This is a genomic window from Pigmentiphaga sp. GD03639, assembly GCF_029845405.1.
Lineage (GTDB): Bacteria > Pseudomonadota > Gammaproteobacteria > Burkholderiales > Burkholderiaceae_B > Pigmentiphaga > Pigmentiphaga daeguensis.
The window spans coordinates 140,729-154,435 of record NZ_JAOCLR010000008.1; the positions used below are offsets into that span (position 1 = coordinate 140,729).

Consider the following 13,707-nt stretch of genomic DNA (forward strand, 5'->3'; position numbering starts at 1 on the left):
CCCGCGGGCGGCGGGCCGAATGGCCGGTATTGTAGGGGGTGGGGCGGAGGCGGTGCCGGCCGCCGCCTTCTGCCATAATACGCGCGTGCTCAAGATACCCTACGAATTCTGGATAGGCTGGCGCTATACGCGTGCCGGCCGCGGGCGGCGACGCGATCGCTTCATTTCCTTCATTGCCGCCAGTTCCATGGCGGGCATAGGCCTGGGCGTGGCGGCGCTGATCATCGTGCTGTCCGTCATGAACGGCTTCCAGAAGGAGGTGCGCGACCGCATGCTGTCGGTGCTGCCGCACATCGAACTCTATCCGGTGGGGGGCGAGCGCGGCGCGGCGCTGGCCAACTGGCGCGAACTGACGGCGCTGGCCAGGAAGAATCCCGAAGTGCAGGCGGGGGCGCCCTACGTGGCGGCCCAGGCCATGATCGCCCGCGACCAGGTGCTGCGCGGCGTGCAGGTGCGCGGCATCGACCCCGAGGCCGAGCGCGACGTGTCCGACGTGGCCAAGAACATGGTGGCCGGTTCGCTGGACGACTTGAAGCCCGGCAGCTACGGCGTGGTGCTGGGGCGCGCGCTGGCGCAGGGCCTGGGCGTGGGGCTGGGCGATCCGATCCTGATGCTGGCCCCGCAGGGCTCGGTCACGCCCGCCGGTTTCACGCCCCGCATGCGGCAGTTCACCGTGGTGGGCGTGTTCGAGGCCGGCCACTACGAATACGACTCCAGCCTGGCGTTCGTGAACGTGGACGACGCGGCGCGGCTGTTCCGCGACAGCGGCATAGGCGGGGTGCGGCTGCGCATCGCCGACATGCAGAAGGCGCCGCAGGTGGCCCGCGACCTGGCGCAACTGCTGCCGCCGAACATCGCCGCCGCGGACTGGTCGCGCAACAACCGCACCTGGTTCGCCGCGGTGCAGACCGAAAAACGCATGATGTTCCTGATCCTGGCGCTGATCATCGCCGTGGCGGCCTTCAACCTGCTGTCCTCGCTGGTCATGGCGGTCAACGACAAGCAGGCGGACATCGCCATCCTGCGCACGCTGGGCGCCACCCCGGCCGAGATCGCCCGCATCTTCGTGGTGCAGGGGGCGCTGATCGGCGTCATCGGTACGCTGCTGGGCGTGGCGGGCGGCACGCTGATCGCCTACAACATCGACGTCATCGTGCCCGCCATCGAACATGCGCTGGGCATCCAGTTCCTGCCGCGCGACATCTACCTGATCACCGAGCTGCCGTCCGACCCGCGCCTGTCCGACATCGTCACCATAGGCGTGACGTCGCTGGTGCTGTCGTTCCTGGCCACCCTGTATCCCAGCTGGCGCGCCTCGCGCCTGCAACCGGCGGAGGTGCTGCGCCATGACTGATCGCCGCGTGGTGCTGGAAGGGCGGGGCATATCCAAGGTCTATGCCGAGGGCGGCGAACGCGTCACCGTGCTGCGCGGCGTGGACCTGCGGGTGCGCCAGGGCGAGATGGTGGCCCTGGTGGGGGCCTCGGGCTCGGGCAAGAGCACGCTGCTGCACGTGCTGGGGCTGCTGGACCAGCCCAGCGCCGGCGAGGTCCTGCTGGACGGCCAGGCGGCGGCCAGCTTCAATGAAAAGCAGCGCAGCCTGGCGCGCAACCGCAGCCTGGGCTTCGTCTACCAGTTCCATCATCTGCTGGCCGAGTTCTCGGCGCTGGACAACGTCGCGATGCCGCTGATCGTGCGCCGCATGGAACGCGCGCAGGCCCGGCGGGCCGCCGCGGCGATGCTCGAGCAGGTGGGGCTGGGCCAGCGGGCCAGCCATCATCCCGGCCAGTTGTCGGGCGGCGAGCGCCAGCGCGTGGCGCTGGCCCGCGCGCTGGTGACGCGGCCGCTGTGCGTGCTGGCCGACGAACCCACCGGCAACCTCGACCGCCACACGGCGCGCGAGGTATTCGGCCTGCTCAAGCGGCTGAACCAGGAACTGGACATGGCCTTCGTCATCGTGACGCACGATGCCGAACTGGCGGCGCTGGCCGACCGGCAGTTGAAGATGGCCGACGGCCTGCTGGCAGAGGAAGCCGCCGGCTAGGGCCTGTGCGAGGTTCCTTTTAGGTTTTAGGGTGAACAGGCCCTGGCACGGCGAAGGCGGTAAAGTGGTCCGATGCTGATCGACACCCATTGTCATCTCGACGCGGCCGAGTTCGGCCGCGACCGTCCGGACGTTGCGATGCGGGCCCGCGCCGCCGGCGTGGCCGGCATCGTCATTCCGGCCGTGGCGCGCGACAATTTTTCCACCGTGCGCGACCTGGCCCATGCGATTCCGGGCGGCGCGTATGCGCTGGGAATCCATCCCATGTACGTGCGCCACGCCGCCGACGAGGACCTGGACCGCCTGCGCGACGCGGTGGCGCAGGCCATGGGCGATCCGCGCTTCGTCGCCGTGGGCGAGATCGGCCTGGACTTCTTCGTGCAGGACATCGCCCAGGGCGAACAGCGCGCGCGCCAGGAGCGCTTCTACCACGCGCAGCTCGCGCTGGCCGCCGAGTTCGGCCTGCCCGTGCTGCTGCACGTGCGCCGCTCGCAGGACGTGCTGCTGAAGTACCTGCGGCGCGTGGAAGTGCCGGGAGGCATCGCCCATGCCTTCAACGGCAGCCGGCAGCAAGCCGACCTGTTCGTCGCGCGCGGCTTCGCGCTGGGCCTGGGCGGGGAAATGACCTATGAGCGTTCGCGCAACATCCGCCGGCTGGCGGCCGGGATGGACCTGGCCGCGCTGGTGCTGGAAACCGACGCGCCCGACATACCGCCCGCCTGGCTGCCGCGCGACGACCGTCGCAACGAGCCCGGGGAGCTGCCGCGCATCGCGGCGGTGCTGGGCGAACTGCGCGGCCTGCCGGTGGCCGAGATCGCCGCGGCCACGTCGGCCAATGCGCGTCGCGTGCTGCCGCGCCTGAGCGGCGCGCTGGCGGCCTGAGCGCCGGCCGGGTGCGGCCCGGGCAGATTCATCATGGACAGATTCATCCCGGCAGGGGCTGCGTGGCGGCCCCGGCATGCCTACCATGCTGGCCTTGGGCCGGAGGAAGGGCATGCTGCGTTTCGCGTTGGTGGCGTTCGTGCTGGGCACCGCCTGGGTGCATGGACTGCCGGCGGTGCCGCCGGCCTGGGCCTCGGCGCTGGCGGGCGTGGCCGTGCCGGCAGCGTGCGCGGCGTGGGGGCGGGCGCGGCCAGGATGCCGGCGGCATCGCCGCGCGGCTGTCCTGCTCGCGGTCGCCGCTTTCGCCGCGGGGTCCGCGCTGGCGCTGACGCGCATCGACCTGCGCCTGCAGGACGGCTTGTCGCCGGCGCAAGAGAACGTGCCGCTGGAGTTGGAGTACCTCGTCACCAGCCTGTCCACGGCGACCGCGGCCGGGCAGCGTTTCGAGGCGACGGTGCTGGATCCGCCGGCCGGCGTGCCCGGCCAGGTGCAATTATCGTGGTGGGGCCGGGCCGCGGAGGTCGTGCCCGGCGAACGCTGGCGCGGGACCGTGCTGCTCAGGCGGCCCCACGGCACGCTGAATCCGCATGGTTTCGACTACGAGGCCTATCTGTTCGAACACGGTATCCGCGCGACGGGGTCGGTGCGCGGCCAGCCGAGCCGGCTGGCGGACGATGCCTACGCCAGTTTCGATGTAGCGGTGCAACGTGCCCGCCACGTGTGCCGCGAGGCCTTGCGCCGGGCGCTGGAAGGCAAGCGCTACGGCGCCGTGCTGGCCGCCCTGGCGATGGGCGACCAGGCCGGCGTGGACCGGCGTGACTGGGACATCTTCAACCGCACCGGCATCACCCATCTGGTCTCCATCAGCGGCTTGCACGTGACGATGCTGGCCGCCCTGGCGGGGTGGGCGGTGCTGCAGGCGTGGAAGCGCTGCCGCTGGGACGGCATCCGGCTGCCCGAGCGGCATCCCGCCCAGGTGGCGGCGGCCGGCGCGGCCCTGGCGGTGGCATGGCTGTACTGTCTGCTGGCGGGATGGGGCGTGCCAGCCCGCCGGACCTTTTTCATGCTGGCCGTGGTGGCGGGCGCGGCGGCCTGGCGAGTCCCGGTGTCGGGCTCGCGGGTGCTGGCGCTGGCGGCGGCCCTGGTCTGCGCGCTGGATCCTTGGGCGACGCTGGCGGCCGGGTTCTGGCTGTCGTTCGGCGCGGTGGCGCTGCTGATCCTGTGTGGCGGGGGGCGCTGGCGGCAGCGCGACGGGCCTGCGCCGGCCAGCGCATGGCCGGCGCGGGTGGCCGCTTCGGTACGGGAAGGCGCCCGCGCGCAGGCTGCGCTGACCGTGGGCCTGCTGCCCGCCCTGGCGCTGCTGTTCCAGCAGGTGTCGCTGGTATCGCCGCTGGCCAATGCCGTGGCCATCCCGGTGGTCAGCCTGCTGGTCACGCCGCTCGCGCTGGCGGCGCTGGCGTTGTCTGTCGCGCCGGGGCTGGAGGAGTGGGGCGCCGCCACGGCCGCCGTCGCTCATGCGGTGTTCGAGGGCCTGATGGTGCCGTTGCAGTGGCTGGCCGATACCGAACTGGCGGCCGTCTCGCTGGCCGCGCCGCCCTGGCCGCTATTCGTGCTGGCGCTGGCCGGGGTGGTATGGACCTTGCAGCCGCGCGGCCTGCCCGGCCGCTGGCTGGGGCTCGTGCTGCTGGTGCCCATGCTGGCCTATCGGCCTGCGCGTCCCGCGCCGGGCGAATGGCGCCTGGCGATGCTGGACGTGGGGCAGGGCACCGCGATCGTGGTGGAGACGGCCAGCGCGACGTTGCTGTACGACACCGGTCCGCCCTATGGCGACAAGGCCGATGCCGGTGGCAGGGTGGTCTGGCCCTATCTGCGGGCGCGGGGCATACGGCGGCTGGACGACGTGGTGGTATCGCACGCGGATGCGGACCATGCGGGCGGGCTGCGTTCGGTGCTGGCGGCCTTGCCCGCGGCGCGGGTGCATGCGTCCTACGATCTTGCGTCCGCGGACATCGGGCAGGCGGTTTTCTCGCGCTGCGCCGCCGGGCAGCGGTGGACGGTGGATGGCGTGGCGTTCGAGTTCCTGCACCCGGCCTCGCCCAGGGGCGAGGTGCCGGCTCGCGCACGCAACGCGCACAGTTGCGTATTGCGGGTACGCGGTACCCACCACGCGGCTTTGCTGGCGGGGGACATCGGCGCGGCCGAGGAAGCTGGCCTCGCGGCCGTCGAGGACCTTGCCGCCGATGTGGTGGCCGCGCCCCACCACGGTTCGCGCGGATCGTCCAGCCCGGCGCTGGTCGCGGCCACGCGGGCCTCGCACGTCGTGGCCCAGGCGGGCTACCTGAACCGCTATCGCCATCCGCATCCCGACGCGGAACGGCGGTGGCGGCGCGCCGGCGCCGTGTTCCATCGCACCGACAGGCACGGCGCGCTCGTGTTCGTCTCGCGGCAGGAGGGGCTGCGGGTCGCGCGCGAGCGGGAATCCCGACGGCGCTATTGGCATACCGCACCGTGACGGCGGTGGCTACAATCCCGGGTCCGGCCCAGCAAGGAATGCCTTCATGAACCACGATGCCTCGCCCGATTCCCCCCAGCCCCGTCTGGAGTTCGTGACCTGCCTGAGCCCGGCGGGCCTGCATCGCATGGCGTACTGGGAATGGGGCGATCCGTCCAACGACCACGTGCTGGTCTGCGCGCACGGCCTGACCCGCTCGGGTCGCGATTTCGACGCGCTGGCGCGGCGCATGGCCGGCCGCTATCGCGTGGTCTGCCCGGACGTGGTGGGCCGTGGCCGCTCGGACTGGCTGTCCAACCCGGCCTATTACACCGTACCGCAATACGTGGCGGACATGATGCCGTTGCTGGCCCGCGTGCAGGCCGAGACCCTGCACTGGTTCGGAACCTCGCTGGGCGGCCTGATCGGCATGGCGCTGGCGGGCCTGGAGGCGTCCCCCATCGACAAGTTGGTGCTGAACGACGTGGGGCCGCACCTGGATCCCGCCGCGCTGGCGCGCATCGCGCAGTACGTGGGCAAGGCGCCGGCCTTTGGCAGCTTCGAGGAGGCGCGGGCCTACGTGAGCACGGTATCGGCCTCGTTCGGTCCGCATACCCAGGAACAGTGGGACGAACTGACCCGGCACGTGGTGCGGCAGGTCGACGGTCCGGCCGGGCCCTGGACCATGCACTACGATCCCGCCATCGCCGAGGCCTTCGCGGCCATGGATCCGGCCACGGCCATCGCGGCCGAGGCGGCGCTGTGGCACGTCTACACCAACATAGAATGTCCCATCCTGATCGTGCGCGGCGAACATTCCGACCTGCTCACCCAGGATACCGTGGCGGCGATGCTGGCCCGCAATCCCCATGCGCGGCGCGTCGACGTCGCCGGCGTCGGGCATGCGCCCACCTTCATGACGTCCGCCCAACTGGACCTGGTGGACGGTTTCCTGCGCGACTAGCGGCCATCGCCGCCTGCTATGCTTGCGGCTCCGAATCTGCTCCACAAAGAGGAAAACATCATGAGCATCGAGCGTTTCAGTGTCGGCAAGCGCATGTCCGAAATGGTCGTGCACGGCGGCGTGGCCTACCTGGCCGGCCAGGTGGCCGAGGATCCCTCGAAGGATCCGGCGGACCAGACCCGCCAGGTGCTGGCCGCCATCGACAAGCTGCTGGCCGCCGCCGGCACCGACAAGACCCGCATCCTGCGCGCGCAGATCTTCCTGGCCGACATCGCCGACTTCGCCGCGATGAACTCGGTCTGGGACGCCTGGGTGCCTGCCGGCCACACGCCCGCCCGCGCCACGGTCGAGGCCAAGCTGGCCGCGCCTGAATACAAGGTCGAGATCGTCGTCACCGCCGCGGTCTGATCCCGGTCCGCCGGCCGCCCGCCGTCCGCTCAGCGGGGCAGCGCGGGCCCGGCGCCCAGCGGGTCCTGCCGGTAGTACTGCGACAGCAGCGCATACCATTCGGGCATCGCGCGCCACAGCGGCTCGGGATGCACGAAGAAGGCCTCGGAACTGACGGCGAAGAACTCGGCCTCGTCCGTGGCCGCGTACGGATCCAGCGGCAGCTGCGCATACCAGTGGTCCGCTTCCTCGGATTCCGGATCCACGTCGGCCGGGATGGCCGCCTCGATTTCCTCCAGCCGGGCCAGCAGCGCGTCGTAGCTGCGCTCCAGCACGCTGCGCCACAGCCTGGGCCGTATCCCGGCATGCGCGTGCAGGCTGGGCATGCCGTCGGCCTGGCCGTATTGCAGGTCGAGCTTGTGGGCGAATTCGTGGATGACCACGTTGAAGCCCGCCGGCCGTTCGAGGCCGGGACTGGCATCCTCCCAGGACAGCACGATGGGACCGCCGTCCCAGGCTTCGCCGGCGGCTTCCTCGACATATTCGTGCACCACGCCGTCCTCGTCCACGTCGGAGCGGGGGATCAGGAATCCGCCCGGATAGACGATGACCTCGGACCATCCCTCGTACAGGCCCGGATCCAGGTACAGGATGGGCAGGCAGGCCTGTACCGCGATGGACAGGCGGATCTCGTCGGTCAGGACCTGGCCGGCCGCGCCGGTCATGGTCTTGCTGGCCAGGAACCACGCGGCCCGCTCCCGCAGCGTGTCGCGTTCGTCCTCGGTCAGGCGCGCGAGGAATGCATGCGAGGCCAGCGTTTGGGTCCATAATTCCGGATTGATGCGAGCCTGCATCTGCGCCACGCGGTGCTTCGATGCGCCGCGGGCAAACAGCCATCCCAACATACAATGAACTTCCCTGGTGGATAAGCGACTAGAGTACCGTGCCGGCGGCCAGGAAGGGCCGGCATCGCCCCAAGTGTAAGACCATGAACTCATCCGCTCCCGAGACTTCCGCGAACCTGTCGGCGACCTTCGGCCCCGACTGGCAACAGGCGGCCAATGCCGGCCTGTCGGAGGCGGCGCGACTGGACTTGCGCAAGGCGCTCGAATGGTCATTTCCCCGCTATGCGCGCGAGCCGGCCGTGCCCGAGGGCGAGGGCTGGGCCGAGCACGCGGCGGGCGTGGTCGCGATCCTGGCGGGACTCCAGGTGGATGGCCATACCCGCATGGCGGCGCTGCTGGCGATCGCCGTGGGCGACCGCGACGTCAGCGCCAATCCGCACAAGGATCCGGTCACGCTGCAGTTCGGTCCCGAGATCGGCAAGCTGGTGCATGGCTATCGCGCCCTGATCCGCCTGGGCCAGGTCACCCGCGACGCCAGCGATGCGTCGGCCGGCAGCGGCGCGCAGGCCGAGATGCTGCGCAAGATGCTGCTGGCCATGGCGGCCGACCTGCGCATCGTCCTGATGCGGCTGGCGTCGCGCCTGCAAACCCTGCGCTGGCACGCCCAGCACAAGGTGCCGCTGCCCGAGGCGCTGTCGCGCGAGACGCTGGAACTCTACGCGCCCCTGGCCAACCGCCTGGGCATCTGGCAGGTCAAGTGGGAAATGGAGGACCTGGCCTTCCGGTTCCTGGAGCCGGTCCGCTACAAGGAAATCGCCCACCTGCTCGAGGAAAAGCGCGCCGAACGCGAAGCCTTCATCGCCGACGCCATCGCCCGGGTGCGCCAGGCATTGGCAAGCGCGGGCATCGAGGCCGACGTCACCGGCCGGCCCAAGCACATCTACAGCATCTGGAACAAGATGCGCAACCGGCGCCTGGATTTCGCCGGTTTGTACGACCTGCGCGCGCTGCGCATCATCGTCGAGGACATCCGTACCTGCTACACGGTGCTGGGGCTGGTGCACCACCTGTGGACGCCCGTTCCCGACGAGTTCGACGACTACATCTCGCGGCCCAAGCCCAATGGCTACCGGTCGCTGCACACGGTGGTCTACGACCATGACGGACGGCCTTTCGAGGTGCAGATCCGCACGCGCGAGATGCACCAGTTCGCCGAATTCGGGATGGCGGCGCATTGGCGCTACAAGGAAGCGGGCGCCAAGGGCGGGCAGGTCAGCGCCGATTCGGAATACGATCGCAAGCTCAGCTGGATACGTCAATTGCTGGCCTGGAAGGCCGATGTCCAGGTCGACGACCAGATAGGCCAGGCCGCTCTCGACACGCTGGTCGACAACATCTACGTGTTGACGCCGCAGGCGCGGGTGATAGAGCTGCCGCCGGGCGCGACGCCGGTGGACTTCGCCTACCAGGTCCATACCGATCTCGGTCATCGCTGTCGCGGCGCGCGGGTGGACGGGGTCATGGTGCCGCTCAACACCCGCCTGGCCACCGGCCAGACGGTGGAGATCATCGCGACCAAGTCCGGCGGCCCGTCGCGCGACTGGCTCAATCCCCAGCTGAACTATCTGGCCAGCCAGCGTTCGCGTGCCAAGGTGCGCGCCTGGTTCAACGCCATCGACATCCAGGAGCGCATTGCCCAGGGCCAGGGCATGCTGGAAAAGGAATTGCAGCGCCTGGGCAAGACCGCGACCAACCTCGAATCGCTGGCCCAGCAACTGGGCTTCGCGTGCACCGAGGACCTGTACGTCGCGCTGGCCAAGGACGAATTCAGCCTGCGGCACGTCGCGGCTGCCTTCGAGGCGCCGCCGCCCGACGCCGGCCCCGACCTGTCCGCACTCACGCGCGACAGCCGGCCGGAAAGCGCGGTCCATGCGGGCAAGAGCGGCGTGCTGGTGGTGGGCGTGGATGCGCTGCTGACGCAGCTGGCCAAGTGCTGCAGGCCGGCGCCGCCCGACCTCATCTCGGGCTTCGTGACGCGCGGCAGGGGAGTCTCCATCCACCGCTGCGATTGCAAGAGCTTCCGCTCGCTGGCCGCGCGCGAGCCCGAGCGCGTCATCGACGTGACCTGGGGCGATACGCGCGACGCGGTGTATCCGGTGGACATCGTCGTGCTGGCGAACGACCGCCACGGACTCCTGCGCGATATCTCGGAAGTCTTCGCACGCCAGCGCATCAACGTCATCGGCGTCAACACGCAAAGCCGGCAGGGAATCGCCCGCATGGTCTTCACCGCCGAGGTCGGCAACGGCGAGCACCTGGTGCGGGCGCTGGCGGGCATACGCGAAGTCCCCGGCGTCCTGGAAGCCGACCGGCGCTGACCTTGCGGACGGGGCTCAGCCCGCGGCCTGCCGGATCCTGTCCGCGCGCCCCGTGTCGCGCGCCAGGCGGTACGCGACCCAGTCGTCATGGTCGATGGGGACGGCGCCCCCCATCAGGCGCGGTTCGATCGGATAGTAGTGGCAGCACAGCGCCTGTCCCGCCACCTGAAGAACCACCGGGCGGCGCACGAACAGCGAACCGCCGTCGGGGTCGTATTCCTCGACCGCGTCCATGGCCGCCAGCAGCGGGTCGTCCACCGTGTAGACCTCGCCCAGTATCCGCGCATCGCCGTCCTCGACCAGTCCCGGCCAGTCGCCGAAATCGACCAGGCGGCCGCGCACGCGCGCCTCGCCCAGCAGCAGGGGCGGGGACAGCATCAATCGGCGCGCCAGGCGCTTGATGTCGTTGATCTCGCCGCGACGCAGCGTGCCGTAGACGAATACGTGCGGCATGTTCAGGATTTTTTCGAGGGCGGGTCGCCGACGGGGCGGTTCGCGGGGCAGAACTGGCCGGTCAGCAGGGCGTCGAGCACCCGCAGCGTTTCTTCCGGGCAGCGGCCGACCTTGAGGTTGTTCACCGACACGTGCTGGATGGTGTTGTCCGGATCGACGATGAAGGTGGCGCGCAGCGCCACGCCCTCGTTGCGGTCCCGGATGCCCAGTTGATCCACCAGCGCGCCCGCGCTGTCGGCGAATTGGTAGTGGTTCAGGTTCGCCAGCGCGGGCACCGCGCGGCGCCACGCCAGCTTGGCGTACTCATTGTCGACGGATCCGCCCATCAGCACGGCGCCGCGTTGTGCCAGGGGCTCGGCCAGTGCCGCGTAGCCCTCGATCTCGGTGGCGCAGATGTCGGAGAAATCCTTGGGAGTGAAATAGATGACCTTCCACTTGCCTGGAAACGAGGTTTCGCTCAGGGTCTCGAAGGCCGAGGCGCCGTTTTCCTCGGCTTGGTTGAAGCCTGGCTTGACGCCATGCACCTTGAAAGGTTCGAGCTTGGCTCCGATGGTTTTCATGCACGCTCCTCGGACAGCGCCGGCTCCGCGCGCCGATGGCCGATGCCGCCTACTTGGCGTCGGCCGATTTCTGCGAGGAGGCCGGCAGGGTGATGCGGGCGGTCAGGCCCCCGCCATCCCGGTTCAGGAGGTTTAGGGTACCACCTGCGCGTTGCAGCAGCCGCTTGACGATGGCCAGGCCCAGTCCGGCGCCGCCGGCGTTGGTGCGTGCATCGGAGCCCCGGGTGAACGGGCGCGTGAGCCGGGGCACGTCCTCGGCCTTGACGCCGGGGCCGTGGTCGGACACGTCGATCAGGACGTTGGCGCCCTGGCTGCTGACGGTCAGGTCGATGTGGGGCGCTTCGCCCGGCTTGTGGCCGTAGCGCCGCGCGTTCTCGAGCAGGTTGCCCACGACCCGCTGCAGGTCGGCGGCGGCGATGCGAGCCCACAGGTTGGGCGTGATCGTGACCTGCAGCGAGCCGCCCAGCGTCTCGGTATGGCTGCATTCGCGCTCGACCATCTCGGAGACGAGCTCGGAAATGTTGGTGTTGCGGTCGGGGGCGCTGGCCGGGCGGGCGTATTCCATGAACTGCCCGATGGTGCGGTCGATCTGGGCAAGATCCTCGTCCACGGCGTCGCGGCTGGCTTCGGAGACCCCGCTCAGCTCGATTTCCAGCCGCAGCCGGGCCAGCGGGGTGCGCAGGTCGTGCGAGATGCCCGCCAGCATCAGCGCGCGATCCGCCTCGGCGCGGTCCAGTTCCTCGACCATGCGGTTGAAGTTGGTGTTGACCCGCCGGATTTCCTCGGGACCGCTCTCCGGCAGCGGCGGCGGGGTTTCGCCGCGCGACAGGGCCAGCGTGGCGCGCGACAGGCGCGACAGGGGCCGGTTGACGAAGCCGACGATGACCGCCGCGCCCAGCAGCGACAGCAGCAGGGCGGCCGCGCCCCAGCCCAGCCACTCGACCCCGGGCACGCGTTCGGCCCGGTCGCGTTCGACCACCATCCAGTAGTCGTCATCGTCTATGGAAAAACTGACCCAAAGGCCGGGGATGCGGTTGACTTCCCAGGCCACGACGGTTTCGGGCCCCAGGCGATCGATCACCTGTTCTTCGACCCGCTGCAGGACCTGGCGGTCGGGCAGGCGGACGGTGATGTCATCCTTTTCGTGCGGGTAGATCTGGATGCCTTCGTTGGTGGCCAGATCGAGCAGCAGGTAGCGGCGCTCCTGCGGCGCGGAGTGGATCAGCGCGGCGCGCGTGATGTTGACGACGGTGACGATCTGCTGGGCCACCTGCTGCGCGCGCGGCTCGACCTCCATGCTGCGGAAGGCCTGGAGCCACGCTGCCAGGCTTGCCGTCATCAGGACGGTGAGCAAAAGGAAGGTCCGGCTGAACAGACCCAGCCTGGACGCGACGCGCAGGGCGACCGACATGAATGCCTACGAGCGGATCAACTGCCCCCATCGGGTACGAATACGTAGCCGAGGCCCCATACCGTCTGGATGAATACAGGTTTGGCCGGATCGGGTTCGATCAGCTTGCGCAGTCGGGAGATCTGCACGTCCAGGCTGCGATCGAAGGCTTCGTATTCCCGGCCGCGCGCCAGTTCCATCAGCTTGTCCCGCGACAGCGGGATCTTGGGATGGCGGGCGAAGACCTTGAGCACGGAGAATTCGCCCGTGGTCAGCGCCACCGGCTCGTTGTCGCGCGTGAGGGTGCGGGTCGCCAGGTTCAGCACATAGGGGCCGAACGTAACCGATTCATTGTCCTGGCTGGGCGCGCCCGGATGCTCTTCGGGGCCCCGGCGGCGCAGCACCGCGTTGACGCGGGCCAGCAGTTCCCGGGGGTTGAAGGGCTTGGGCAGGTAGTCGTCCGCGCCCATCTCCAGCCCGACGATGCGGTCGACGTCCTCGGCCTTGGCCGTCAGCATGATGATGGGGGTGCTGTCGCGGGCGCCGCGCAGGCGGCGACAGATCGACAGGCCATCCTCGCCCGGCAGCATCAGGTCGAGCACGAGCAGGTCGAAACGCTCGCGCTGCCAGAGCTTGTTCATGGTCTGGGCGTTTTCCGCGACCCAGACGGAGAAACCTTGCTCGGCGAGGTAGCGGCGCAGCAGATCGCGCAGCCGCACGTCGTCGTCGACGACGAGGATTTTCTTGGGGGCGTTGGCTAGTGACATGGCGCGAATGTAACGGAGGAGTTTGTATCAATCCAGCGAGGGACATTGGTTGTTACATAAATGCCCGTTTGGTCACGCAGGCATCTATGACGCTGTCATGGGTACATCGTATGATTGAAACGTGAACAAAGTATTCGACTCCACTCGTACGGCAGGCTCCAGCGCAGCGATCATGCTGGGTGGGCTGTTCGTGATGATAACGGTATTGGCCGGTGGCGCGGCGATCGGCCAGGTCAGGGATCCTCGTGCACCGCTTTCCCGCGCCGAGGCCGCTCGCCCCGCGCCTCCCGTCGCCGGCGGGCTGGCTGTCCAGGTCGAAAGCGCGGTTTCACAGGCCGATGCGCAGGCCAACACGGCGGCCGTGCCGCAACCCGGGCAGTCCGGCGTGATCCGCGCCGCCATGGACCCCTGGGCCGGGCCGGTCAGTCCGGACGAGCGGCGGGTGGGGCCGCGCAAACTCTCTTCCGAGGAACGCGTCCTGCTGCGGCAGGAAATCCGCCGCGCCAGCGAGGAAGTGTACGAGCCCTATCGCAAGCACAAGCACTGAA

13 protein-coding genes are annotated in these 13,707 nt (G+C 69.6%); 8 read left to right on the forward strand and 5 right to left on the reverse strand.

Annotated features, from left to right (window positions below):
- The first annotated feature begins 85 nt into the window (after positions 1 to 85).
- The 6 genes from N5K27_RS11300 (at position 86) to N5K27_RS11325 (ending at position 6,787) form a co-directional block, all read left to right on the forward strand.
- A complete protein-coding gene (locus N5K27_RS11300) occupies positions 86 to 1,354 on the forward strand; it encodes a lipoprotein-releasing ABC transporter permease subunit (RefSeq protein ID WP_165962978.1) in 1,269 nt (422 codons plus the stop codon).
- Positions 1,347 to 2,042 (forward strand): ATP-binding cassette domain-containing protein, encoded by a 696-nt coding sequence (locus N5K27_RS11305; protein ID WP_087837426.1) that lies wholly within the window; start codon positions 1,347 to 1,349, stop codon positions 2,040 to 2,042. Before N5K27_RS11300 ends, N5K27_RS11305 begins: the two co-directional genes overlap by 8 nt.
- Positions 2,043 to 2,114: 72 nt before the next feature.
- Positions 2,115 to 2,924 carry a TatD family hydrolase gene (locus N5K27_RS11310; protein WP_279816463.1) on the forward strand — a complete coding sequence of 270 codons (810 nt, stop codon included), beginning with the start codon at positions 2,115 to 2,117 and terminating at the stop codon, positions 2,922 to 2,924.
- 76 nt (positions 2,925 to 3,000) lie between these two features.
- Positions 3,001 to 5,436, forward strand: coding sequence for a DNA internalization-related competence protein ComEC/Rec2 (locus tag N5K27_RS11315; protein WP_279816466.1), 2,436 nt, complete (start codon positions 3,001 to 3,003; stop codon positions 5,434 to 5,436).
- A gap of 46 nt (positions 5,437 to 5,482) precedes the next feature.
- Positions 5,483 to 6,379: an alpha/beta hydrolase gene (locus N5K27_RS11320; protein WP_279816469.1), complete on the forward strand. Its 897-nt coding sequence runs from the start codon at positions 5,483 to 5,485 to the stop codon at positions 6,377 to 6,379.
- Positions 6,380 to 6,439: 60 nt separating this feature from the next.
- On the forward strand, positions 6,440 to 6,787 hold the full coding sequence (locus N5K27_RS11325; RefSeq protein ID WP_087837422.1) for a RidA family protein: 348 nt from the start codon (positions 6,440 to 6,442) through the stop codon (positions 6,785 to 6,787).
- 29 nt (positions 6,788 to 6,816) lie between these two features.
- Here N5K27_RS11325 and N5K27_RS11330 read toward each other — a convergent pair whose 3' ends face one another.
- Positions 6,817 to 7,671: a M90 family metallopeptidase gene (locus N5K27_RS11330; protein WP_087837421.1), complete on the reverse strand. Its 855-nt coding sequence runs from the start codon at positions 7,669 to 7,671 to the stop codon at positions 6,817 to 6,819.
- A gap of 83 nt (positions 7,672 to 7,754) precedes the next feature.
- Between N5K27_RS11330 and N5K27_RS11335 the strand changes: the two genes are divergently transcribed.
- Positions 7,755 to 9,989 carry a bifunctional (p)ppGpp synthetase/guanosine-3',5'-bis(diphosphate) 3'-pyrophosphohydrolase gene (locus N5K27_RS11335; RefSeq protein WP_087837420.1) on the forward strand — a complete coding sequence of 745 codons (2,235 nt, stop codon included), beginning with the start codon at positions 7,755 to 7,757 and terminating at the stop codon, positions 9,987 to 9,989.
- Between the two features lie 15 nt (positions 9,990 to 10,004).
- Here the strand turns inward: N5K27_RS11335 and N5K27_RS11340 are convergent, their stop codons facing one another.
- From N5K27_RS11340 to ompR, 4 genes are read right to left on the reverse strand one after another with little or no spacing between them, the layout of a single operon-like run.
- Complete coding sequence (locus N5K27_RS11340; protein ID WP_279816473.1) at positions 10,005 to 10,442, reverse strand: gamma-glutamylcyclotransferase family protein; 438 nt, start codon at positions 10,440 to 10,442, stop codon at positions 10,005 to 10,007.
- A 2-nt stretch (positions 10,443 to 10,444) separates the two neighbouring features.
- Entirely contained in the window at positions 10,445 to 11,002 is a 558-nt protein-coding gene (locus tag N5K27_RS11345; protein ID WP_087837418.1) for a redoxin domain-containing protein, read from the reverse strand.
- Positions 11,003 to 11,051: 49 nt separating this feature from the next.
- On the reverse strand, positions 11,052 to 12,413 hold the full coding sequence (locus tag N5K27_RS11350; protein WP_087837417.1) for an ATP-binding protein: 1,362 nt from the start codon (positions 12,411 to 12,413) through the stop codon (positions 11,052 to 11,054).
- A gap of 17 nt (positions 12,414 to 12,430) precedes the next feature.
- A complete protein-coding gene (gene ompR, locus N5K27_RS11355; protein WP_087779290.1) occupies positions 12,431 to 13,159 on the reverse strand; it encodes a two-component system response regulator OmpR in 729 nt (242 codons plus the stop codon).
- Positions 13,160 to 13,280: 121 nt separating this feature from the next.
- Between ompR and N5K27_RS11360 the strand changes: the two genes are divergently transcribed.
- Positions 13,281 to 13,706 carry a hypothetical protein gene (locus tag N5K27_RS11360; protein ID WP_132978780.1) on the forward strand — a complete coding sequence of 142 codons (426 nt, stop codon included), beginning with the start codon at positions 13,281 to 13,283 and terminating at the stop codon, positions 13,704 to 13,706.
- The last annotated feature ends 1 nt before the right edge of the window (position 13,707 follow it).

Excerpts from the sequence above, each read along its gene's own strand:
- N5K27_RS11305 (WP_087837426.1), top strand. The coding sequence starts at position 1,347 with ATGACTGATCGCCGCGTGGTGCTGGAAGGGCGGGGCATATCCAAGGTC.
- N5K27_RS11310 (WP_279816463.1), top strand. The coding sequence starts at position 2,115 with ATGCTGATCGACACCCATTGTCATCTCGACGCGGCCGAGTTCGGCCGC.
- N5K27_RS11315 (WP_279816466.1), top strand. The coding sequence starts at position 3,001 with ATGCCTACCATGCTGGCCTTGGGCCGGAGGAAGGGCATGCTGCGTTTC.
- N5K27_RS11320 (WP_279816469.1), top strand. The coding sequence starts at position 5,483 with ATGAACCACGATGCCTCGCCCGATTCCCCCCAGCCCCGTCTGGAGTTC.
- N5K27_RS11325 (WP_087837422.1), top strand. The coding sequence starts at position 6,440 with ATGAGCATCGAGCGTTTCAGTGTCGGCAAGCGCATGTCCGAAATGGTC.
- N5K27_RS11330 (WP_087837421.1), bottom strand. The coding sequence starts at position 7,671 with ATGTTGGGATGGCTGTTTGCCCGCGGCGCATCGAAGCACCGCGTGGCG.
- N5K27_RS11335 (WP_087837420.1), top strand. The coding sequence starts at position 7,755 with ATGAACTCATCCGCTCCCGAGACTTCCGCGAACCTGTCGGCGACCTTC.
- N5K27_RS11340 (WP_279816473.1), bottom strand. The coding sequence starts at position 10,442 with ATGCCGCACGTATTCGTCTACGGCACGCTGCGTCGCGGCGAGATCAAC.
- N5K27_RS11345 (WP_087837418.1), bottom strand. The coding sequence starts at position 11,002 with ATGAAAACCATCGGAGCCAAGCTCGAACCTTTCAAGGTGCATGGCGTC.
- N5K27_RS11350 (WP_087837417.1), bottom strand. The coding sequence starts at position 12,413 with ATGTCGGTCGCCCTGCGCGTCGCGTCCAGGCTGGGTCTGTTCAGCCGG.
- ompR (WP_087779290.1), bottom strand. The coding sequence starts at position 13,159 with ATGTCACTAGCCAACGCCCCCAAGAAAATCCTCGTCGTCGACGACGAC.